This is a genomic window from Streptosporangium sp. NPDC000095 (genome assembly GCF_042899335.1).
In the GTDB taxonomy this organism is placed as follows: domain Bacteria; phylum Actinomycetota; class Actinomycetes; order Streptosporangiales; family Streptosporangiaceae; genus Streptosporangium.
In genome coordinates this window covers 1-21,325 of sequence record NZ_JBIAZS010000005.1, presented here as the reverse complement: position 1 = coordinate 21,325, position 21,325 = coordinate 1, and the positions used below count along the sequence as shown (strand labels likewise).

Below are 21,325 nucleotides of genomic sequence, written 5' to 3'. Positions count from 1 at the left end.
CGGTTCAGGGGTTCAGGGGTTCAGGCGGCGCAGGCGTGTGTACAGCAGGAGGCTCGCGGCGGTCCAGAAGAGGGTGGCGGCGGAGATGGGGAGCAGGACCTCCCCGAGCAGGCCGGCGTTGGCGGCGCGCATCCAGGGCATGATCGGCACCGCGAGGTGGCCCGCGGGGGTGAGGCTGATCAGCAGCAGGGCGAGATAGCCGCCGAGGAGGGCGAGCATCGAGACGGCCGGGGAGGCGAGGATCGGGCGGCTGGTGAGGGCGCCCAGGGCCGTTCCCGCGCTCACGCCGAGCCCGTGCAGCGCGACGCCGCTCGCCAGGTCGGCGGGGGCGGGCATGGCGGCGAAGCCGTGCAGCAGCGGTAGCCCGACCGCGATCGCCGCCATGCCGAGGTTGACGGTGAGCGCGGCGAGCAGCCCGGCTCCGATCTCGCGGCCGGGACGTCCGGCGGCCGTCATGGAGATCAGCCGCTGCGTCGGAGGTTCGGTGTCGAGCAGCCCTCGGGCGGCCCAGGCGAAGACGAGGATCAGCAAACCGGCCGAGTCCGCGTACGCGGGCAGCTCCTTACCCGGCGGGGCGAGCGTCGAGTAGAAGACGAACAGCATGGCGAAGAGCCCGATCGTCGGCTGGAACAGCCGGTGTGACCGGGCGTAGGCGGAGAGCTTGAAGCGGACGAGATGGATCACGATGACCGCCTGGTGAGGTAGCCGTCGGCACGGAGCTTCTGCTCCACCTCGTCGGCGTCGCCCGCGTCCACGATCACCTCGATCACCACCTGCGAGGATGAGCTTTCCGAGGGGGATCGAGGGGGCGGCGAGTGCTCCTTCGCGGTGTCCGGGGAGGGCCGGGTTTCCGGGGTGTCTCGCGGAGCGGGGGAGTCCTGCGGAGCGGGGGAGTCCTGCGGAGCGGGGGTGGGAAGTGCCGCGGAGTCGCGGGCGCCGACGGTGACGTCGCCGTTCGCGACGAGCCAGTGATCGGCGCCGGGGAAGTGCCGAAGTTGGTTCTGGTGGTCGCTGACCACGACCGTACCGCCGCGCGCGGCGATCTCTTCGATGATCACGGGGAGTTCGGTGCGGGTCTGCTCGTCGAGCCCGGCGAAGGGCTCGTCCAGGATCAGCAGGTCCGGTGGGGCGAGCAGCGACTGGATGAGCCCGATCTTCTGCGCGCTGCCCTTGGACAGGTCACCGAGCGGCTGGTCCAGCAGATGGGCCGCGTTCAGCCGCTCCGCCAGGTCCCCGGCCGCGGAGGCGGAGGAGGAGAGCCCTCGGATCCTGCGCATGTGGGCGAGGTAGGCGGCGACGGTGAACGGCTGGTCCACCGGGAACACGTCGGGGGCGTAGCCGATGACCTCGGGCCGGTCGGCGATCGAACCTTGGGACGGAGGGACGAATCCCGCCATCAGCCGCAGCAGCGTCGATTTTCCGGCGCCGTTGCGGCCGGTGACCTCGATGACGGAACCGGGGCGGACGGTGAGCTCGACGTCCCGCAGGATCCAGGGGCCGCGCCGCGAGTATCGAAAGGACACCGTGGAGAGCCGCATGAACCGCAACATTACCGGTGATCATGCCGGAGTTCGCCGTTGATCGCCGGCCGTGATGCGATCTGCCCCCTGGAAGCGGGCTCGACCTGATAGACAAGAAAATAAGAGGATTTCCAGGAAGCCGCGCTCGGTAGGTCACCCGGCTCACCACGCTCGATTTCTCGGCCTCTCCCGGTTCGCCGCCACACGGCGGGGGAGTGCTCGGGGGCCTGTCAGCGGGTACCCCAGGAGTAGGTTTGCTTGTGAAGCTTGAGATAGACGAAGGTCTCGGTGGCCCTGACGGTCGGGATGGCCCGGATCTTGCCGAGGATCTCCAGAAGATGCTGGTCGCTCTCGCAGACGACCTCGACCATGATGTCGAGCGACCCCGCGGTCAGCACCACGTAGTCGATCTCCCTGATGGCGGACAGCTCGTCGGCCACCGTCTCCAGGTCGCCTTCGCATTTGATGCCGATCATGGCCTGACGGGGGAAGCCCAGGGTGAGCGGGTCGGTCACCGCGACGATCTGCATGACTCCGGCGTCGAGCAGGCGCTGCACCCGCTGGCGTACGGCGGCCTCGGAGAGCCCCACGGCCTTGCCGATCGCGGCGTACGGCTTGCGCCCGTCCGTCTGCAGTTGCTCGATGATCTGCTTGGAGATCTCGTCGAGGACGACGGGGCCGGGCCTGGCGTCGTTTTCGCGGCGAACCTTGGGCGGCGTCGTCATGGGCGCTCCCTGGCGTCATGTTGCGGGGCTGTTGCCGGCATGTTGCGGCTCCGATGCGACATGCTGTCAGTTCCGGCGCCTCTGTCAAGCGATTTCGTAGCAATTTGGTATCTTAACAACGAAATCCCTTGTCGTGGGACTCTCGCTCTGTAAGAGTCGCGACAACTCAGCCCCGATCCATAGGAGGCCGACGGTGACCACCCCGGTTGAGACCAACGAACTCCCCCGCCTGCGGAACTACATCGACGGCGAGCTCGTGGAGGGCAGGAGCGGCCGGTTCTCCGACGTCATCGATCCGTGCACCGGCGAGATCTACCTTAAGGCCCCCGTCTCGGGCACCGAGGACATCGACGCGGCGTACGCCGCGGCCGCCGCCGCGTTCGAGTCATGGAGCCAGGCCACCCCGGGCGAGCGCGCCAACCTCCTCCTCAAGGTGGCCGACGCGATCGACACGAGGGCCGATGAGCTGAACGAGGCCGAGTGCCTCAACACCGGCAAGCCGCGCGCCCGGATGGCCGAGGACGAGACCCCGGTCGCCTCCGACCACTTCCGCTTCTTCGCGGGGGCCGCGCGCACGCTGGAGGGCCCGACGTCCGGCGAGTTCCTCGCCGACCACACCTCCGTCATCAGGCACGAGCCGATCGGCGTGGTGGGCCAGGTCACCCCCTGGAACTACCCGATGATGATGGCGGTCTGGAAGATCGCCCCGGCGCTCGCCGCGGGCAACACCGTGGTGCTCAAGCCCTCCGACACCACCCCCGTCTCCACGGTCAAGCTGGCCGAGATCATCGGAGACGTCCTGCCCAAGGGCGTCTTCAACGTCGTCGTCGGTGACCGGGAGACCGGCGCGCTGGTCGTCGGTCACCCGACCGCCTCGATGGTCGCGATCACCGGTTCCGTCGGCGCGGGAATGGCCGTGGCCAGGAGCGCCGCCGAGGACCTCAAGCGGGTCCACCTGGAGCTGGGCGGCAAGGCGCCCGTCATCGTGTTCGACGACGTCAAGGACCTCAAGTCCGCCGCGGAGTCCATCGCCACCGCGGGCCTGTACAACGCGGGGCAGGACTGCACCGCGGCCTGCCGCGTGCTGGTCCACGAGGACGTCCACGACGAGTTCGTGGCCGCGCTCACCGAGGCGGCGGCGAGCACCGTGACCGGAGACCTCTCCGAGGAGAGCGCCCTGTACGGCCCGCTCAACAACGCCGACCAGCTGGCCCGCGTCACCGGCTTCATCGACCGGGCCCCCGGCCACGCCAAGGTCCTGACCGGCGGGAACCGGGTCGGCGACCGCGGTTACTTCTTCGCCCCCACCGTCGTCGACGGCCTCAGGCAGGACGACGAGATGGTGCAGAACGAGGTGTTCGGGCCGGTCATCACCGTCCAGACCTTCACCGACGAGGCCGACGCGGTCGCCAAGGCCAACGGCGTCAAGTACGGCCTGTCCGGCTCGGTGTGGACCTCCGACCACGGCCGGGCGATGAGGGTGTCGAACCGCCTCGACTTCGGCGTGGTATGGGTCAACACCCACATCCCGTTCGTCTCGGAGATGCCGCACGGAGGCTTCAAGCACTCCGGTTACGGCAAGGACCTGTCCGTTTTCGGCCTGCACGACTACCTGCGCGTCAAGCACGTCATGCACTACATCGGCGAATAGCCGCGAACAGAGGGATAAGCCTGGCATGACCGAAATTCAGGCGGGCACGGAGACGGCAGACGCCGTCTCCCACTCGTCCCACGTGCCCGCGATCGAACTCGACGGGGTCGTCAAGGAGTACGTCTCCCACGGCGAGGTCGTCCAGGCGGTCAAGGGTGTCACCCTGTCGATCGCCGAGGGGGAGTTCTTCTCCCTCCTCGGCCCCTCGGGCTGTGGCAAGACCACCACCATGCGCATGATCGCCGGGTTCGAGGATCCCTCGGGTGGCACCGTACGGCTGCACGGTCAGGACGTCACCGACGTCCCTCCCAACCGGCGCGACGTCAACATGGTCTTCCAGTCCTACGCCCTCTTCCCGCACATGAACGTCTGGGAGAACGTCGCGTTCGGCCTCAGGCGCAAGAAGGTCGCCGAGGCCGAGATCAAGCGCCGGGTCGGCGAGATCCTGGAGATCGTCGACCTCACCGGGCGCGAGAAACGCCGCCCCAGGGAGATGTCCGGAGGCCAGCAGCAGCGGGTCGCCCTCGCCCGCGCCCTGGTGAACAACCCCCGTGCCCTCCTGCTGGACGAGCCCCTCGGCGCCCTCGACCTCAAGCTTCGCCAGGCCATGCAGATCGAGCTCAAGCGCATCCAGCGCGAGGTCGGCATCACCTTCGTGTACGTCACTCACGACCAGAGCGAGGCGCTCACGATGAGTGACCGCATCGCCGTCATGAACGACGGCATGGTCGAGCAGCTCGGCAGCCCCAGAGAGATCTACGAGCGGCCCGCGACCGCCTTCGTGGCAGGGTTCATCGGCACGTCCAACCTGCTCAGCGGCACTGTCGACCGGTTCCGGTCAGGTTTTGCGGTGCTTAAGCTGGGTGAGGACGACCATGTCCTCACCGAGGGCGGATCGTTCGGAGCCGGGGAGCCGATCGCGATCACGGTACGCCCGGAGAAGATCAGGATAACCACGGAGGAGCAACCCGTCGGAGACCTCAGCGTCGTGCGCGGCACCGTCTCAGAGGTGGTGTACCTGGGGCTCTACACCAGTTACACGGTCTGCCTGGCACACGGCGAAGAGGTGACCGTCTTCCAGCAGAACGCACTGGACAGCGCGAGTACGGCGGAGCGTGGAGACGCCGTCTGGCTGTCGTGGCTGCCGCACCACTCGTACGCGATCGGAAGTTGAGCTCGATATGGACCCCCGCACGAACCCCGCCTTTCTGCGAGGCATGACGCAGAGCCGCTCCGTAACCCGTCGTGACGCCCTTCGCCTCGGCGGGATGTCGGCCGCCGGCCTCGCCCTCGCCGCCTGCGGTGTGCAGGGCAAGAAGGTGGAGGCCGTTCCCCAGAAGGACGCCCTCGCCGAATACTGGGGCTCCAAGCAGAAGAACAACACGCTGCGCTTCGCCAACTGGCCGCTCTACATCGACAAGGACGGCAAGCGGTATCCCTCGCTGGAGCTGTTCACCGCCGACACCGGCATCAAGGTGGAGTACCAGGAGGCGATCCAGGACAACAGCACGTTCTTCGGCAAGGTCCAGCCGCTGCTCGCCGCCAACAACGACATCGGCTACGACCTGATGGTCCTCACCAACGGCCTCCAGCTGAGCAAGGCCCTCGCGCTGGGCTATCTCGTCCCCCTCGATCACTCCAAGCTGCCGAACTTCGCGGCGAACGCGAGCTCCGCGGTGAAGAACCCCACCTGGGACCCGAACAACGCCCACACGATCCCGTGGACGGTCGGCGTAACCGGCATCGCCTACAACCCCAAGTACGTGGACGAGGTCAAGAGCATCCACGACCTCTGGAACCCCAAGTACAAGGGCAAGGTCGGCATGATGCTCGACACCCAGGAGGTCGCCAACTTCAGCATGTTCGCCCTGGGCATCGACCCCGACAAGTCGACCGAGGCCGACTGGAAGAAGGCGGGGGAGAAGCTCAAGGAGCAGCGCGACGCGGGTCTGGTGCGCAAGTACTACGAGAACGACTACGTCGACGCCCTCGCCAGGGGCGACATCTGGATCACCATGGCCTGGTCGGGCGACATCTTCCAGCAGGTCGCCGAGGGCAAGGACCTGAAGTTCGTGGTGCCCGAGGAGGGCGGCACGATCTGGACCGACAACATGTGCATCCCGAAGACCGCGCAGAACCCGGTCGACGCGCTCACCTACATGGACTACGTCTACCAGCCCAAGATCGCCACGATGCTGGTCGAGTACATCAACTTCATCACCCCGGTCTCCTCCGCGAAGGATCTCGTCCTCGCCGACGCGGCCAAGGCGACGGGGGAGGAGAAGAAGACGCTGGAGCAGATCGCCGAGAGCCCGCTGATCTTCCCCTCGGAGGAGGACATGGCCAAGCTGCGGTCGTACAAGACGCTCACCTCCGCGGATGAGAAGATCTTCGAGGACATCTTCCAACCCGTCACGCAGGGCTAGGCGGATGAGAGAGCGAATCGGACCGGAAGGGGTCATCGGCCGGTGAAGCGCCTCACCCCCTACCTGCTCATCCTGCCCGGCGGCCTCTGGCTCGCGATCTTCCTGGTGGTACCGATGGTCTTCATGGCCTCGGTGTCCACCCAGGAGGGCAACGTGGTCGACGGATTCATCCAGACGTTCAACTTCCCGGTGTACGGCGAGGCGCTGGCGCAGTACCAGACGCAGTTCCTGCGCTCGGCCGGGTACGGCCTGACCGCGACCGTCGTCTCCATCGCGCTCGCCTACCCGATGGCGTACTGGATCGCCTTCAGGGGCGGCAGCCGCAAGTCCACCTACCTGCTGCTGGTGCTGCTGCCGTTCTTCGTCTCGTTCGTGCTGCGCACGGTGTCGTGGAGGTTCCTGCTCGCCGACGACGGAATGCTGCTCGGACCGCTGAAGTCGGCGGGGCTGCTGCCCGAGGACTTCCACGTGCTGCAGACGACGTACGCGGTGATCGGCGGACTGGTCTACAACTACCTGCCGTTCATGATCCTGCCGATCTACGTCGCGCTGGAGCGGGTGGATCCCAAGGTGGTCGAGGCCGCCCAGGACCTGTACGCGGCCAAGCGGGAGGCGTTCACCAAGATCGTGCTGCCGCTCTCGCTGCCGGGAGTGTTCGCCGGGGTGCTGATGACGTTCGTCCCGATGACCGCCGACTACGTCAACGCGGGCATCCTCGGCGGCCCGGAGAACACGATGATCGGCAACATCATCCAGACCGAGTATCTGGTCAACAACGACTACCCGACCGCCGCCGCGCTGTCGTTCACGCTGATGGCGGCGATGCTGATCGGCATCTTCGCCTACGCCAAGGCGCTCGGCACCGAGAACGTCCTGGAGGCGGCGGCCCGATGAGCGGCACCATCGACGTCACGGAGAGCCCGGAGAGCACGACGACGAGCGCGCCCGCCGGGCGGCGGACCCCGCGCAGCGGCAGGCGGCTCGGCGACCGGCTGCTCCTCGGCTACGTCTGGTTGATCATCGCCTGGCTGTTCCTGCCGATCTTCGTCATGATCCTGTTCGGCTTCAACGACACCCAGAGCAAGTCGAACGTGACCTGGCAGGGTTTCACCCTCCGGTGGTGGGGCCGCCTGGACGAGTACCCCCAGCTGCTTGACGCGGTGCGCAACTCCATCTACATCGCGGTGCTCTCCACGATGATCACGACGGTGCTCGGCACGCTCATGGGGCTCGCCCTGGGCCGCTACCGGTTCCGCGGGCAGGGCGCGACCAACCTCGTGATGTTCGCCGCGATCGCCTCGCCCGAGCTCGTGATGGGCGCCTCGCTGCTGTCGCTGTTCATCAGCGTCGGCGTGCAGACCGGCTTCGCGACCGTGGTCGTCGCGCACGTGCTGTTCTCGCTCTCCTTCGTGGCGATCACCGTGCGGGCCCGGGTGATCGGGCTCGACCGGTCGATCGAGGAGGCGGCGCGCGACCTCGGCGCGTCCACGTGGATCACGTTCTGGCGGATCACCTTCCCGATGATCCTGCCCGGCGTCCTCTCCGGCGCGCTGCTCGCCTTCGCCCTGTCCATCGACGACTTCGTGATCACCCAGTTCACCAGCGGAGCCACCCAGACGTTCCCCCTGTGGATCTGGGGGGCCACCCGTATCGGGGTGCCGCCTCAGGTCAACATCCTCGGAACGCTTATATTCGCGGTAGGCGTCGCCATCGCCGTGGTCAACACGGTCACTGCGCGCCGCCGCACCTAGCCGCCGTCGATCCCCGTGCCCTCACCGGGCCACGGGGATTCGGTGTACCCGGATCACCGGTGACGAGGACTCCGGCGGACAATGTCCCGCAGGAGAGCGAAATCCGGTAAAGACCAGGATCCGGCAGAGGCAGAATCCGGCAGAGTACAGATTCCCGGCACAGAACAGGGAGGCGAGATCGGACTCAGGCGGGGGGAACCCGCGCGTGATCTCCACGACCACGCGATACACACAAAGACAACCTGACTCACGTAGGGAAGTGAGATTTGTGGATCCGCTGAAGGCTCTTGCTGACGCGGAGCGCAAGCCGTACTGGCTCGACAGTCCGGCGAAACCCGAGCCGCAGGCGCGGCTCTTCGGCGAGACCGGCGCCGATCTGGCGGTGGTCGGCGGAGGCTTCTCGGGGCTCTGGACCGCCCTGATGGCGAAGGAACGCGACCCGTCGCTCGACGTCGTCCTCCTTGAGGGGCGCAGGATCGGCTGGGCGGCGTCCGGTCGCAACGGCGGCTTCGCGATGGCCACGCTGACCCACGGCATCGCCAACGGGCTGGAGCGCTGGCCCGAGGAGATCGACACGCTCGAACGCCTCGGCGTCGACAACCTCGACGAGATCGGCGAGGCGGTCGCCGCATACGGCATCGACTGCGGCTACGAGCGTACCGGCGAGCTGCACGTGGCCACCGAGCCGTGGCAGCTGGAGGAGATGAACCGCAACCTCGGCATCGCCCGCGACCTGGGCGTCCGCTTCGACGTCCTCGACACCGAACAGGTCCGGGCGGAGGTGAACTCGCCCACGTACATCGGCGGCCACTGGGAGCGCGACGGCTGCGCCATGCTCGACCCCGCCCGGCTGGCCTGGGGGCTCCGGCAGGCCTGCCTCTCGCTGGGCGTGCGCATCTACGAGCGCACGCCGGTACGGACGATGAGGGACACCCCGACCAGCCTGGACCTGATCACCCCGCATGGCAGTGTGAGGGCGCGCAGGGTCGCGCTCGGCACCGGCGTGTTCCAGCCGCTGCTGCGGCGGCTGAAGCACTTCCTGGTGCCGGTCTACGACTACGCCCTGATGACCGAGCCGCTCTCGGCCGACCAGCTGGCCTCGGTGGGCTGGCACAACCGGCAGGGGGTCGGCGACGCGGCCAACCAGTTCCACTACTACCGGCTGACCGAGGACAACCGGATCCTCTGGGGCGGTTACGACGCGGTCTACTACAACGGCGGCATGATCAAGCCCGAGTACGACCAGCGCGACGAGACCTTCGTCAAGCTGGCCGAACACTTCTCCACCACGTTCCCCCAGTTGTCCGGGCTGCGCTTCACCCACAGGTGGGGCGGGGTCATCGACACCTGCAGCCGCTTCAGCGCCTTCTACGGCCAGTCGCACGGCGGGCGCCTCGCCTACGCCGCCGGATACACCGGCATGGGTGTCGGCGCGACCCGGTTCGGGGCGAACGTCATGCTCGACCTGCTCGCCGGAGAGCGGACCGAGCGGACCGAGCTCAGGATGGTCAAGGAGAAGCCCGTCCCGTTCCCGCCCGAGCCGGTCCGCTCGGCCGGGATCCAGATGACCCGCTGGTCGATCGCCCAGGCCGACCTGCACCAGGGCCGCCGCAACCTCTGGCTGCGCACCCTGGATCGGATGGGGCTCGGATTCGACTCCTGAGGCCCGGAAGATCCTGGTAAGTCCCGTCCCCGTTCCCGCTTCCGGCTCAGGCCGGACGAGCGGGAACGGGCCGGCCCGGAGACACCCGGGGGTGTGGAGACAGCGGAGGTCCGCGGGTGTGCGGGGGCGGCGGGGGGCTCGTTGGCTTCCGCGGCGCGGACCGTACAGACTTGGAGCATGTCGGAAAAGGTGAAGTTCACCGCCGGAGGGATCACCCTCTTCGGCGACCTGCGGATCCCGGCGGGGCCGGGCCCGCACCCCGGCGTGGTCCTCACGGGCCCGTTCACCGGCACCCGCGACCAGGTCACCGGCCTGTACGCCGCCCGGCTCACCGGCGCGGGATACGCGACGCTCGCCTTCGACCACCGCAACTGGGGGGAGTCGGGCGGACAGCCACGCAACCACGAGGACCCCCAGGGCAAGCTGGAGGACCTGCGGGCCGCGGTCTCGCTGCTGCGCTCGCGCCCGGAGGTGGACGGCGACAGGATCGGCGCGCTCGGGATCTGCCTCGGCGGGGGCTACGCGCTCAGGTTCGCCGCCTTCGACCCCCGGGTGAAGGCGTTCGCGGGCGTCGCGGGGGCCTACAACAACCCCTACGGCATGCGCGCCGGAATGTCCCCCTCGGGATACCAGGAGGCGCTGGCCTCGTTCACGGAGGTGTTGGAGCGCCAGGACGGGGGTGCTGAGGTGGAGTATCTCCCCGCGGTGGCCGAGGAGGGGGAGGCGGCGATGCCGGGCGACGAGCCGTTCGCCTACTACGGCACCTCCAGGGGGGCCTCGGAGCACTGGCGCAACGAGGTCACCCGGGCCTCCATCCGCGAGTTGATCACTGTGGACAACATGATGGGCGCCGACTTCCTCTCGCCCAAGCCCGGTCTGATCGTGCACGGCCTGGTCGACCGCTTCTGCTCACCCGAGGGCGCCGAGGAGGCGTACCGGCGGATGGACGACCCCAAGCGGATCGTCTGGCTGGACGCGAGGCTGCACATCGACCTCTACGACACCGAGCCGCACGTCACCCGGGCGGTCGAGGCCGTCACCGCGTTCTTCGGCGAGCATCTCTGAGCGCGATGTACGTCCTCGGGCTGGACGTCGGCGGGACCTCCTCGCGGGCGCTGCTGCTCGACGCCTCGGGACGGCGGGCCGGGTACGGCAGGGCGCCGGGCGGCAACCCCGCGGCCCACGGCAACGCCGCCGCGGTGGCCAACATCGGCCGGGCGCTGGGGCTCGCGCTGCGCGGGATCGACCCGGGCCTGGTGAGCGGGGCGGTCATCGGGCTGGCGGGTGGCGGGGCGTTGGACCGCCTGGTCTTCGACCCCATGTGGGCCGCCGCCGGTCTGCGCGTCCCGCCCCGGCTCACCGGCGACCTGGGCATCGCCTTCGCCGCGGGGACGGCGGAACCGCGCGGCACCGCCCTCATCGCCGGTACCGGGGCGATCGCCGCCAGGATCGAGGACGGCGAGCCGGTGATGATCGCCGACGGGCTCGGCTGGCTGCTGGGCGACGCGGGCTCGGGGTTCTGGCTGGGCAGGAAGGCGGCGTCCGCCGCCGTCCACGCCCTCAGCAGGGGCGACGCGGGCGGCAGGCTCACCGGCCTGGTCATGGGCGCCCTGCTGGAGGGCGAGCCGCTTTTTTCGAACACGGTGGACTCGGGCACGCCCGCCTCGGGCACGGTGAAGGCGGGTGCGGTGGAGTCGGGGGCGCTCGCCTCGGGCGCGCCCGTCTCGGGCACGGTGGAGGAGCTGAGGGCGCTCGCGATCAGGCTGGTGGTCCGCGCGCAGTCGCGGCCCCCGCTGGAACTGGCCAGGCTCGCCCCGCTCGTCAGCCGGGCGGCGACCGAGGGCGACCCGGCCGCCCTCACGATCGTGTCCGGCGCGGCCCGGCTGCTCTGCGAGACGGTCGCAGAGGTCCGCCGGGCGGGCGAGACGAGCCCGATCGTGCTGGCCGGGAGCGTGCTGACCAGCGAGGGGCCGATCGCCTCCGCCGTACGGGAGAGGCTGGGGCCCTCGGCGGTCCTGGCGGGCGACGGCGCGGGGGCGGCGGCGTGGCTGGCCGGCCGGGAGGCGTTCGGCTGGGACCCCGCGACCGCCGTCCGGCTGCACGCCCGCGTCGTCTCCGGCGACTGACGGGAGCCGCCGGGTCGGCTGCCCGGGCGGACCGGCCCCGTTCTCCACGGGTGCCGCGGGCCGGAGACGGCATCCGGTGCGGCGTGTGATCACTCCGGGGCGATCGCGCACGCGCCGAGCACGGGGCCGACCGTACCGGCCGCGGGGACCGGGTGGGGAGCACGGACCTCATGGACCGGAATCCGGGCACGGTACATACATCGATGTACGTCCCGAATGGGTCTGCGAGACGATGTCCGCGGGCCCGCGGGACGGGATCGTGAAGGAGTGACAAGTCGTCGTATCGAAGTGCTCGACCTGCTCAGAGGCATCGCCATCGCCGGCACCCTGGGCACGAACATCTGGATCTTCACCGATCCCGGCGGTCCTGCCGACATCATCGGGGCGCTGGGGCAGCCGGGAACCGTGGAGACCTTCCTCCGCTTCCTCACCAACGGCAAGTTCCTCGCACTGCTCACCCTGCTCTTCGGGGTCGGGCTCGAACTCCAGTACCGTTCGGCCGCACGCCGTGGCGTACCGTGGCCCGGCTGGTATCTGTGGCGGGCCGGGTTGTTGTTCGTCGAAGGTCTGATCCACTACCTGCTGATCTTCGAGTTCGACGTGCTCATGGGCTACGCGCTGACCTCGATCATCGTGGCGTACCTGATCGGCAGGAGCGACCGCGTGATCAGGGTGTGGATGATCACCGTCGGGTCGGTGTTCGCCGCGCTGATCGGGTTGCTCACCGTCGGCACCAGCTCGGCGAGCCTGGACACCGGGGCGGAGTCGTCCACGCTCTTCACCGACGGCACCTACCCGCAGCAGGTCGCCACCCGGATCGAGATGATCGTCCTCTACCGGCTGGAGATCCTCCTCATCGTTCCGATGGGCATCGTGCTGTTCCTGCTCGGCTCCCAGTTGATGCGCGCCGGGGTGTTCGAGGACTCGGAGCGGGGCGCGGCACTGCGCCGGAGGCTCATGGTCGGCGGACTCGCCGTGGGCCTGCCGCTGAACCTGGCCACCGCGTTCGCCGGTCCGGGCTGGTTCCTGGTGGACCGGTACCTGCTGCCCCCGCTGGTGGCGCTGGGGCTGCTCGGTCTCGTCGCCACCCTCGCGCGGCGGGCGAGCGGTGCCCCCGGCATGTTGAGACGAGGGCTGACCAACGTCGGTCGTACGGCCCTGAGCTCCTACATCTTCCAGAACCTGGTCGCCTCGGCGCTCTGCTACGGCTGGGGGCTCGGCCTGGCCGCGACGCTCGACGGCCTGCGGCCGTGGTGGGTCGTGGCGGCCTGGGCGGGAGTCTGCGCGCTCTTCATGACGCTGTCCACGCTCTGGCTGCGGCGCTTCGAGCGGGGTCCCGTCGAGACTCTCTGGCAGTGGGCGTACCTGGCGCCGCAGGGGCTTGCCGGGAGATCCGGCAAGGCTCAAGAAACCCCGACAAGACAGTAGGGGGTTTCCACGGATTACCCCCGCCCCCCGCTCCCGCCGCCGCGATGACGAGCACGCCCGCTCCGACGAGCCACGGTCACGGAAAAGCCGCGGCTCCGACCGGTGAGGACGTGTCCCACAGGATCACCGTCCTGTCGTCACTCGCGGTGGCGAGAGACCTGCCGTCGGGGCCGAAGGCGACCGACCACACCGACCCGGTGTGACCGGTGAGCGGATCGCCGGCCGGTCGCCAGGTCCGCGTGTTCCACAGCCGGATGACGGGGCCGGTGCCGACGGCGAGGATGTCGCCGTCCGGGCTGAACGCGAGAGCGTGGATCTCGCCAGGATGTGGGAGGGGGTCTCCGACCGGACGGCGGGTCGCGAGGTCCCACACGATCGCCGTCTTGTCACTGCCGCCGCTGACGAGGGTTGTGCCGTCGGGGCTGAAGGCGACCGGCCACACCGGCCCCGTGTGACCGGTGAGGGGGGCTCCGATCTGCTGCCAGGTCGTCGTGTCCCACAGGATCACCGTCGCGTCGTCGCTCGCGGTGGCGAGGATCTTGCCGTCGGGACTGAAGACGGCCGACTGCACCCAGTCGCCGTGGCCGGTGAGAGGGTCGCGGATCGGCTGCCAGGTCGTCGTATCCCACAGGATCACCGTCGCGTCAGCACTCGCGGTGGCGAGGATCTTCCCGTCGGGACTGAAGGCGACCGACCGTACCCAGTTGGTGTGGCCGGTGAGGGGGTCGCCGACCTGCCGGCGGGTCGCCACATCCCACAGGATCACCGTGTGGTCGCCGGGTTCGGTCCCCTCGCCGTTGTTGCCGCCACCGGCCAGGAGCCTGCCGTCCGGGCTGAACGCGATCGAGTCCACCGCCCTGGTGTGGCCCTTCATCGGTTCGCCGATCGGTCGCCGGGTCCGCGCGTCCCACAGGATCACCGCGCCGTCACCGCCGCCGGCGGCCAGCGTCTCGCCGTCCGGGCTGAACGCCACCGTGTTCACCGTTTCCGTGTGCCCTCTGAGCTGTGCGAGAGCGGTCACCTTCCTGGGACCCGTCGCGGGCCAGAGCAGGTAGGCCACGACGGCGGCCGTGGCGAGGAGCGCCCCGGCCACGGCGACCACCGGGAGGAGCCGGCGCCGAGGGGGACGCGCCGCGCTCTCCGCAGCCGCGACCTCGGACGCGGAAGCGGCCTCGGGGGCGGCCTCGGATACGGACGCGAGCGCGGGTGAGGTGACCGGGGCGGTGGACGACAGGGGAGCGGGCGGCAGGGCCGAGGGGGACAGCGCAGGCGACACAGCGGGTGACACAGCGGGTGGCGCCGTGGGCGACACGGCGGTGAACCGCAGGGTGTCGGGGCTTGCCTCCTGGGTCTCCTGGGCCTTTCGGGTCTCCTGGTGTGCCGCGGTGTACGGCTCGGTCGGCGGCGAAGGAGCCGATGTGCCGGGAGCGGGCCGGTCGGCGATCCGGGTGTCGCCCTCGTCCGGATCCGGCCCGGTGGAGGATTCCCCGGGGTCCGGCGTGGCGGCGATCTCGGCGAGGACGGCGGCGGCCTGGGCTCCGGTGAGGCGGAGGGCGGGTTTCTTGCGCAGCAGTCCCTCCAGGAGGGGGGCGAGAGGACCGGCGTGTACGAGCGGGGCGAACGGCCGGGTGGCGATCGAGACGTAGATCGATCCATGCGTCGTACCGGCGAACGGCCGGCGGCCCTCGACCGCGGCGTACAGGGTGGCGCCCAGCGACCACAGGTCCGACGCGGCGGTGGCGGGGTGGCCGTTGATCTGCTCGGGGGAGATGAAGGCGGGGGTGCCCAGGGTGACGCCGGCGCCGGTGAGGGTGATGTCTCCCTCGACGGCGGCGATCCCGAAGTCGGTCAGCACGACCCGCTCACCTTCGAGCAGGACGTTCGCGGGCTTGATGTCGCGGTGGGTGATCCCGGCGGCGTGCGCGACCCGCAGTGCCGCGAGGATCTGCGCGCCGATCGCCGCCACCCGCCGGGGCGGCAGGCGCCCCTGGGTTCTCAGCAACTCGTCGAGGGAGGGCCCGTCGATGATCTCTGTCACGATCCAGGGGCGGCCGTCGGCCTCGACGACGTGGTCGTGGACGGTGATGATCGCCGGATGTTTCAGCTGAGCCGCGGCGCGGGCCTCGCGCCCCATCCGCCGGTAGAGGGTCTCACGTGCGGCAACGTCCAGGTAGTCGGGGAGGATGAGCTCCTTGATCGCTACCTGGCGCTCCAGGCTCTCGTCCCGTGCCCGCCACACCGTGCCCATCCCGCCGCGGCCCAGCACGTTCATCAGCCGATATCGCCCGGCGACCAGCATGCCCGCTTCATGCGCCACGCTGAAACCTTAACGATGACACGGTGCGATAAGCCGTAAAAGGGAACGGATTGTGACCGTGATGATGCCGAGCGTCGGCCCTCCGGGACCTACCCGTCCGCCGTGGTGCGGCGTCCGATGACGGGGCGCAGCGCGTCCAGCACCGTCGCGTCCTCGATGGTCGAGGGAACGGGCTCGTCGGAGCCCTCCGCGATCCCGCGCATGGTCTTGCGCAGGATCTTTCCCGACCGGGTCTTCGGCAGGGCAGGGACCACGTCCACCTGCCTGAAGGCGGCCACGGCGCCCACCTGCTCGCGAACGGCGAGGACCAGCTCGGCCCGCAGGGTCTCGGGGTCGATCTCCGTCCCGCTCTTCAGCACCACGAAGCCGCGCGGCACCTGCCCCTTCAGCTCGTCGGCGACCCCGATGACCGCGCACTCGGCCACCGCCGGATGCGCGGCCAGCACCGCCTCCATGGACCCGGTCGACAGCCGGTGCCCGGCCACGTTGATCACGTCGTCGGTGCGGCCCATCACGAACAGGTAGCCGTCCTCGTCGAGGTGGCCGCCGTCGCCGGTCAGGTAGTAGCCGGGGAAGGCCGTGAGGTAGGACCGCACGTAGCGCTCGTCGTCCTGCCAGAGCGTGGGGAGCGTGCCCGGCGGGAGCGGTAGCCGGATGCAGATCGCGCCCTCCTCGCCGGGGGCGCACTCCTCGCCCGAGGCGCGCAGCACGCGCACGTCGTATCCGGGGACGGGCACGGTGGGGGAGCCCGGCTTGACCGGCATGGGCTCCAGCCCGCGCAGGTTGGCGGCGACGGGCCAGCCGGTCTCGGTCTGCCACCAGTGGTCGACGACCGGCACGCCAAGCCTGTCCGCCGCCCAGTGGTAGGTGTCGGGGTCCAGACGCTCACCGGCGAGGAACAGCGTCCGCAGCGACGAGATGTCGTACCCGTCGAGCAGGGCCGCCTGCGGGTCGGCCCTCCTGATGGCACGGAACGCGGTCGGCGCGGTGAACAGCGCGTTCACCCGGTGCTCGGCGATCACCCGCCAGAACGCGCCCGCGTCGGGGGTGCCGACCGGCTTGCCCTCGTACAGCACGGTCGTGGCGCCGCGCAGCAGCGGCCCGTACACGATGTAGGAGTGCCCGACGACCCAGCCGACGTCGGAGGCCGCCCAGAACACCTCGCCCGGCGCGATGTCGTAGACGTTGGCCATGCTCCACAGCAGCGCCGTCGCGTGCCCGCCGTTGTCGCGCACGACGCCCTTCGGCAGGCCGGTGGTGCCGCTGGTGTAGAGGATGTAGAGCGGGTCGGTCGCGCGCACCGGCACACATTCGGCCGGGTCGGCCTTCGCGCTCGCCCAGTCGACGTCCCGCCCCTCCACCAGCTCGGCGGGGGACTGCTCGCGCTGGAGGATCACGCAGTGCGCGGGCCGGTGCCCGGCCAGGTCGAGCGCGGCGTCGAGCATCGGCTTGTACGGCACCACGCGCGAGGGTTCGATCCCGCAGGAGGCCGACACGACCACCTTGGGCCGCGCGTCGTCGATCCTGGCCGCCAGTTCCTTGGGCGCGAACCCGCCGAACACCACCGAGTGCACCGCCCCCAGCCGCGCGCACGCCAGCATCGCGATCACCGCCTCGGGCACCATCGGCAGGTAGACCACCACCCGGTCGCCCTGCTCCACCCCGAGCGAGCGCAGCACCCCGGCGAACCTCGCGACCTCGTCGCGCAGTTCGGCGTACGTGTAACGCCTGCCGGTGCCCGTCACCGGGCTGTCGTAGATCAGCGCGACCCGGTCACCGTGCCCGGCCTCGACGTGCCGGTCCAGCGCGTTGTGGCAGGTGTTGAGCTCCCCGTCGGGAAACCACCGGTAGAAGGGCGGCGCCCCGGCGTCCAGGACCTCGCGCGGCGGCCTGCTCCAGGTGACGGCCTCGGCGGCCTCGGCCCAGAAGTCCTCGGGATCGGCGATGCTGCGGGCGAAGGCGTCAGCGTACGACATCCAGCCATCATGCTCTTTCCCGGACTGCCAGGTCGAGGCCCCTCTCCGACCTTCACACGTGAAGAACGGTTACCGGCGGATCCGCGGACTTTTGATCCGGACGTACTGACGCCGTCCATCAAGGGTGACGGTCTCGGTGAAGTCACATGCAGGCATGGCCTCGGCTTGGGAACGTAGGAAGTCGGCACAGGTGGTGGTCGCCCGCTCGGGTGCCGGATCGACCCATCTCGCCCGGGGATCTCCCAGGGCGCGAACGCCACGACCGTGATGCCGAGAGTGGTGAGCCCTCCGTGTACTCTCCCGTGGCCGAGGCCGAGCTTGATCAGTCGACGCACACCGCCTGGTGAGTGACCTGGAAGACCCACGTGCCGCCGCCCGGGGACATATAGGTCAACATGGCGGAATAGGTCCCGGGGGTGCAGTCGTGGCCGACCGCGAGGACGGCCGCCCGTGCCCGCTGCTGGGCCGCCGCCAACCCCTCCGCGTAGGTGTTTCCCGCCCCCACGACGGTGGCGCTGCGGGGAGTGTCGTAGCCGTCGGCGTGCGCGGCCACGGGCGCGGTCGCCAGGCCGGCCGCCACCACCGCTGAGACGAGACCGAGCCGGCGGAGCCGAGTACCTTTTCGCATGATTCTCCTACAGGGCCGGATCATTGGATCGACCGAGGATAAATTTCGAACGGACCAAGGTAAAGACGGCATTGACCACTCGATCGCCAGAACCTGGCCTGTCATGCGGTTTCTTCGTGATAGGGAATGTAATTTACATTCTTCATGGCGGGGCATGTAATTTGCGGCCGTACGAACATTGAATCGCGTCGGAGTGCATCAAAGTCTCCAGCGACCCCGGTGCGGTTCGCCCGAAGGAGCATTACGGAAGCCTGGAGAAGGTGGAAGCCGACAAGAAAAGGGCGTCCGCCTTAGTGCAGGCCAGCACCGCGGAGTTCGCAACGCGTGTCAGCGGTGGTGGCCGTGGGATGTCCGTGACGGTGTCGGGCGGGGTCACGCCGTCCGGCACCGTCACGGATCGGCCCGAGGGTCAGGAGGTGATCCCGCTCGGTTCCGCGGGGGCGGTGTAGCGGGCCTCGATGAGCTCGCGCACTCGTTTCCTGGCCTCGTCGACGGAGTCGCCGGGATCCTGCTCGACTTCGGCCACCTCGGCCGAGAGGTCCTCGTCCTTGACGCAGTCGGCGAGCCAGCGCGAGTAGTCCCCCTGGCGCAGGTGGTGGTTCCAGGTGTCCTCGTCGACGCCGTCGGCGATGCGGCAGAACGTGATCAGGTTGCCCGCTCGCAGGTTCAGCGCCCCCTCGGGGCCGCGGAAGTAGAAGCTGGCGTCCTCGCCGAGTTCGCCGGCCGCGTACTTGCGGCGGTGCCTCTGGCGTTCCTCCTCGGGCGGGGCGAGCCGCACCTTGACCGGCTCCTCGCCGAGCCTCCAGAACAGCAGTTCCCCGGTCGGCAAGTCGGGGAGGTCGCGGTCGGGAGCGTCGTTGCCGGTGGCGGCGGCGAACGCGCCCAGGACGCCCCCGGGCTCGTCCCCGACCGTGACGACGGTGTTGAGGGTCTGGACGACCGCCTCGCTCACCGCCTCGGGGTGCACGGTGACCAGCAGGAGCCCGCCCACCTCGCGCAGCAGCTCAACCGAGCGCAGCTTGAACCCGTCGGGCATCAGGTGGTGGGCCTCGTCGACCACCAGCCAGTGCGGGTGCCCGGAGCCGGCCGGCAGTGCCAGCAGGCGGGGCAGGAAGTCCTGGAAGAAGCCGGGCCGGTCGTCGAGGGGGATGCCCAGCAGGTTGACCACGACGCTCTGGCCGGGGTCGCCCAGCACCTGGAGGATCTCCTCCTGGGTGGGCGCGCGCTGGACGTCGCCGAGCACGGCCGCGCCCTCGATCCCCTCGGTGTAGTCGCCCTCCGGGTCGACCAGGCAAAACTGGTAGCCGGCCTTGGCGATCCGTTCCAGCAGCGCGGCGGTGACGGTGGACTTGCCGCTGTGCGAGGGGCCGGCGACCATCACGCGCATGCCGTACGGCGAGAACCGCACCTCTCCGGCGTCGTCGGTGCCCAGCAGCAGATGGTGGCGTGTCACGTCCACGTCGGCCAGGTCGTTCTCCAGGATCCGGTCGATCAGCTCGACGACCCCGGCTCCGTGCTCTCCCTCGGTCACCAGGTCACACCGTTCCTTGACGGCGGGCAGCGCGTTGGCCACCGCCACCGCGCACTCGCAGGCGGCGAGGAACGCGTGGTCGTTCTCGGCGTCGCCCACGCCGATCGTGCTGTGCGCCGACATCTCCAGCTCCGCCAGGGCGGCGGTCAGGCCGGTGGCCTTGTTGATCCCCGAGGGCAGCACCATCACCGCGCCCTTGTTGAAGATGACCTGCATCTCCAGGCCGAGTTCGCGGATGGCGTCGAGAACGGTCTCTGCGTGCGGTTCCGTGGTGGCCACGATCGCCGAGCCGACACTGAGCGGCTCCACGTCCAGCTCGCGCAGGCGTTCGACGAGGGTCTCGGGCGGTGCCTCCGCGAGGGGCGAGCTCTCCTGCTCCTCCGGGTTGTGGAGCACGGCTCCGTTCTCGGCGACGACCAGGTCGAACAGGTCGAGTCGCGGGAAGTCCCGGGTGAGGGAGTCGACCTGCCGGCCGGTCACCATGACCAGTCGCCGCCCCGAGCGTGCGAGGCGTTCGAGGGCGTCCAGGGTGTCGTCGTCGACGCGGCCCTCGGTGGCCAGCGTCTCGTCGTAGTCACAGGCCAGAACGTGATAGCGCATGCCGGGTCGACTACCCCGCGTCGGCGGGGGAAACGGGACGTGGGCCGGGACTTCTCAGGCCGGGAACGTTCCGGCGGCGGGCCGGGGGCCGGGCGGGGCATCCTCCGGCCCGCCGCCGGAACGTTCCCGACGCGCGCTGTCCTCGACTCTCAGACCCTCGGGCCACGCAGGGTCAGCCGGAAACGTTCCTGCGGCGTACGAGAACGAACATGACCCCGATGGCGGCCAGCGCGGCGGCGGCGATGACGCCGATCTGGAGGAACAGGTCGTCCGACGAGCTCTCCTGGGCACGCTGGGCCAGCTGGGCGCGCTGGGCCAGCTCCGTGCTGGACGCCGGCTGGATGTCCGGGGGAAGCACGATGTCCTGTACCTTCACGCTCGCCGACTTGCTGACCTTGGCGGGCTTGGTGACGGTCACGGCGACCTTCCACTCACCCACAGGGAGCGGTTCTGCCGCGTTGTAGAGGTTCTGTCCCTCGGGCGCCGACTTCAGCGGGATCGGGCCGAAGGTACGGCCGTCGGGTGCCGTCGCGAGCAGGGTCGCCGCGACGATCTCGGTGACCGGGCGGCTGTCCTTCTTCCAGGTGACCAGCACGTTGACGTTGCGGCCGCCGTCGCCGACGACCTCCAGCTTGAGGGGTGACTTGGGTGCGGCGGAGGCGGCCGGGGCGCCGAGCAGCAGCCCGAGCCCGGCCAGCATGATGGCCGCGGCGTATCTGAGGGCCTTGTTCACGGGTCGTGATTCCCTTCCGGGGGTGGCGGCGGGGCACGGCGGGTGCCCGCCACCGAAGCGCGAATGTCTCATCGTGAACATCCGGGACGTACGCCAGGTTCGCACACGTCCCGGACACGCACAGCGGGCGGTGGCGTCCTGCCTCCGCCGTTGGTTCAGGACTGGTTGAACAGCGAGAGCGTGAGGGTGGAGTTGTACTCGCCGGCGGTGACGTCGACGGGGGTGCGCAGGGCGAGGTCGGCGTTGACCT

General features: G+C 69.7%; 17 protein-coding genes. 9 read left to right on the top strand and 8 right to left on the bottom strand.

Features of this window, described 5'->3' with window-relative positions; genetic code table 11:
- Positions 1–12: 12 nt before the first annotated feature.
- The 3 genes from ACFY3V_RS13230 to ACFY3V_RS13220 all read right to left on the bottom strand — a co-directional run bounded on the left by ACFY3V_RS13230 (position 13) and on the right by ACFY3V_RS13220 (position 2,245).
- Positions 13–684 carry a hypothetical protein gene (locus ACFY3V_RS13230; protein ID WP_389772995.1) on the bottom strand — a complete coding sequence of 224 codons (672 nt, stop codon included), beginning with the start codon at positions 682–684 and terminating at the stop codon, positions 13–15.
- On the bottom strand, positions 681–1,550 hold the full coding sequence (locus tag ACFY3V_RS13225; protein ID WP_389772992.1) for an ATP-binding cassette domain-containing protein: 870 nt from the start codon (positions 1,548–1,550) through the stop codon (positions 681–683). Before ACFY3V_RS13225 ends, ACFY3V_RS13230 begins: the two co-directional genes overlap by 4 nt.
- A gap of 200 nt (positions 1,551–1,750) precedes the next feature.
- Positions 1,751–2,245 carry an Lrp/AsnC family transcriptional regulator gene (locus ACFY3V_RS13220; protein ID WP_329091340.1) on the bottom strand — a complete coding sequence of 165 codons (495 nt, stop codon included), beginning with the start codon at positions 2,243–2,245 and terminating at the stop codon, positions 1,751–1,753.
- A gap of 193 nt (positions 2,246–2,438) precedes the next feature.
- On the opposite strand from ACFY3V_RS13220, the gene ACFY3V_RS13215 reads away from it, so the two are divergent.
- From ACFY3V_RS13215 to ACFY3V_RS13175, 9 genes are all read left to right on the top strand, one after another.
- A complete protein-coding gene (locus ACFY3V_RS13215) occupies positions 2,439–3,896 on the top strand; it encodes a gamma-aminobutyraldehyde dehydrogenase (RefSeq protein WP_389772989.1) in 1,458 nt (485 codons plus the stop codon).
- A 25-nt stretch (positions 3,897–3,921) separates the two neighbouring features.
- Positions 3,922–5,070 (top strand): ABC transporter ATP-binding protein, encoded by a 1,149-nt coding sequence (locus tag ACFY3V_RS13210; RefSeq protein WP_362897747.1) that lies wholly within the window; start codon positions 3,922–3,924, stop codon positions 5,068–5,070.
- 7 nt (positions 5,071–5,077) lie between these two features.
- A complete protein-coding gene (locus tag ACFY3V_RS13205) occupies positions 5,078–6,322 on the top strand; it encodes a spermidine/putrescine ABC transporter substrate-binding protein (RefSeq protein ID WP_350948670.1) in 1,245 nt (414 codons plus the stop codon).
- 42 nt (positions 6,323–6,364) lie between these two features.
- The gene (locus ACFY3V_RS13200; protein ID WP_362897750.1) at positions 6,365–7,216 is read left to right on the top strand and encodes an ABC transporter permease; all 852 of its coding nucleotides are present in this window, start codon (positions 6,365–6,367) and stop codon (positions 7,214–7,216) included.
- On the top strand, positions 7,213–8,073 hold the full coding sequence (locus ACFY3V_RS13195) for an ABC transporter permease subunit (RefSeq protein WP_362897752.1): 861 nt from the start codon (positions 7,213–7,215) through the stop codon (positions 8,071–8,073). The genes ACFY3V_RS13200 and ACFY3V_RS13195 overlap by 4 nt, the downstream gene beginning before the upstream one ends.
- Before the next feature lie 268 nt (positions 8,074–8,341).
- Positions 8,342–9,736 carry an FAD-dependent oxidoreductase gene (locus ACFY3V_RS13190; protein WP_350948728.1) on the top strand — a complete coding sequence of 465 codons (1,395 nt, stop codon included), beginning with the start codon at positions 8,342–8,344 and terminating at the stop codon, positions 9,734–9,736.
- 177 nt (positions 9,737–9,913) lie between these two features.
- Positions 9,914–10,801 (top strand): alpha/beta hydrolase, encoded by an 888-nt coding sequence (locus ACFY3V_RS13185; RefSeq protein ID WP_362897754.1) that lies wholly within the window; start codon positions 9,914–9,916, stop codon positions 10,799–10,801.
- 5 nt (positions 10,802–10,806) lie between these two features.
- Positions 10,807–11,862 carry a BadF/BadG/BcrA/BcrD ATPase family protein gene (locus tag ACFY3V_RS13180; protein ID WP_362897756.1) on the top strand — a complete coding sequence of 352 codons (1,056 nt, stop codon included), beginning with the start codon at positions 10,807–10,809 and terminating at the stop codon, positions 11,860–11,862.
- A 267-nt stretch (positions 11,863–12,129) separates the two neighbouring features.
- On the top strand, positions 12,130–13,290 hold the full coding sequence (locus ACFY3V_RS13175; RefSeq protein ID WP_389772980.1) for a DUF418 domain-containing protein: 1,161 nt from the start codon (positions 12,130–12,132) through the stop codon (positions 13,288–13,290).
- 76 nt (positions 13,291–13,366) lie between these two features.
- Here the strand turns inward: ACFY3V_RS13175 and ACFY3V_RS13170 are convergent, their stop codons facing one another.
- From ACFY3V_RS13170 to ACFY3V_RS13150, 5 genes are all read right to left on the bottom strand, one after another.
- On the bottom strand, positions 13,367–15,607 hold the full coding sequence (locus tag ACFY3V_RS13170) for a WD40 repeat domain-containing serine/threonine protein kinase (protein WP_389772977.1): 2,241 nt from the start codon (positions 15,605–15,607) through the stop codon (positions 13,367–13,369).
- Between the two features lie 89 nt (positions 15,608–15,696).
- Positions 15,697–17,583: a propionyl-CoA synthetase gene (locus ACFY3V_RS13165; protein ID WP_362897762.1), complete on the bottom strand. Its 1,887-nt coding sequence runs from the start codon at positions 17,581–17,583 to the stop codon at positions 15,697–15,699.
- A gap of 322 nt (positions 17,584–17,905) precedes the next feature.
- Entirely contained in the window at positions 17,906–18,211 is a 306-nt protein-coding gene (locus ACFY3V_RS13160; RefSeq protein WP_362897764.1) for a hypothetical protein, read from the bottom strand.
- Positions 18,212–18,620: 409 nt separating this feature from the next.
- Positions 18,621–20,342, bottom strand: coding sequence for an HAD-IIB family hydrolase (locus ACFY3V_RS13155; protein ID WP_389772972.1), 1,722 nt, complete (start codon positions 20,340–20,342; stop codon positions 18,621–18,623).
- Positions 20,343–20,514: 172 nt separating this feature from the next.
- The gene (locus ACFY3V_RS13150; protein WP_362897768.1) at positions 20,515–21,075 is read right to left on the bottom strand and encodes a hypothetical protein; all 561 of its coding nucleotides are present in this window, start codon (positions 21,073–21,075) and stop codon (positions 20,515–20,517) included.
- Positions 21,076–21,325 lie beyond the last annotated feature (250 nt).

Bases quoted from the DNA above. Each gene is read 5' to 3' on its own strand.
- ACFY3V_RS13180 (WP_362897756.1), top strand. From the start codon at position 10,807: ATGTACGTCCTCGGGCTGGACGTCGGCGGGACCTCCTCGCGGGCGCTG.
- ACFY3V_RS13220 (WP_329091340.1), bottom strand. From the start codon at position 2,245: ATGACGACGCCGCCCAAGGTTCGCCGCGAAAACGACGCCAGGCCCGGC.
- ACFY3V_RS13165 (WP_362897762.1), bottom strand. From the start codon at position 17,583: ATGTCGTACGCTGACGCCTTCGCCCGCAGCATCGCCGATCCCGAGGAC.
- ACFY3V_RS13210 (WP_362897747.1), top strand. From the start codon at position 3,922: ATGACCGAAATTCAGGCGGGCACGGAGACGGCAGACGCCGTCTCCCAC.
- ACFY3V_RS13225 (WP_389772992.1), bottom strand. From the start codon at position 1,550: ATGTTGCGGTTCATGCGGCTCTCCACGGTGTCCTTTCGATACTCGCGG.
- ACFY3V_RS13155 (WP_389772972.1), bottom strand. From the start codon at position 20,342: ATGCGCTATCACGTTCTGGCCTGTGACTACGACGAGACGCTGGCCACC.
- ACFY3V_RS13160 (WP_362897764.1), bottom strand. From the start codon at position 18,211: ATGCGAAAAGGTACTCGGCTCCGCCGGCTCGGTCTCGTCTCAGCGGTG.
- ACFY3V_RS13205 (WP_350948670.1), top strand. From the start codon at position 5,078: ATGGACCCCCGCACGAACCCCGCCTTTCTGCGAGGCATGACGCAGAGC.
- ACFY3V_RS13195 (WP_362897752.1), top strand. From the start codon at position 7,213: ATGAGCGGCACCATCGACGTCACGGAGAGCCCGGAGAGCACGACGACG.
- ACFY3V_RS13185 (WP_362897754.1), top strand. From the start codon at position 9,914: ATGTCGGAAAAGGTGAAGTTCACCGCCGGAGGGATCACCCTCTTCGGC.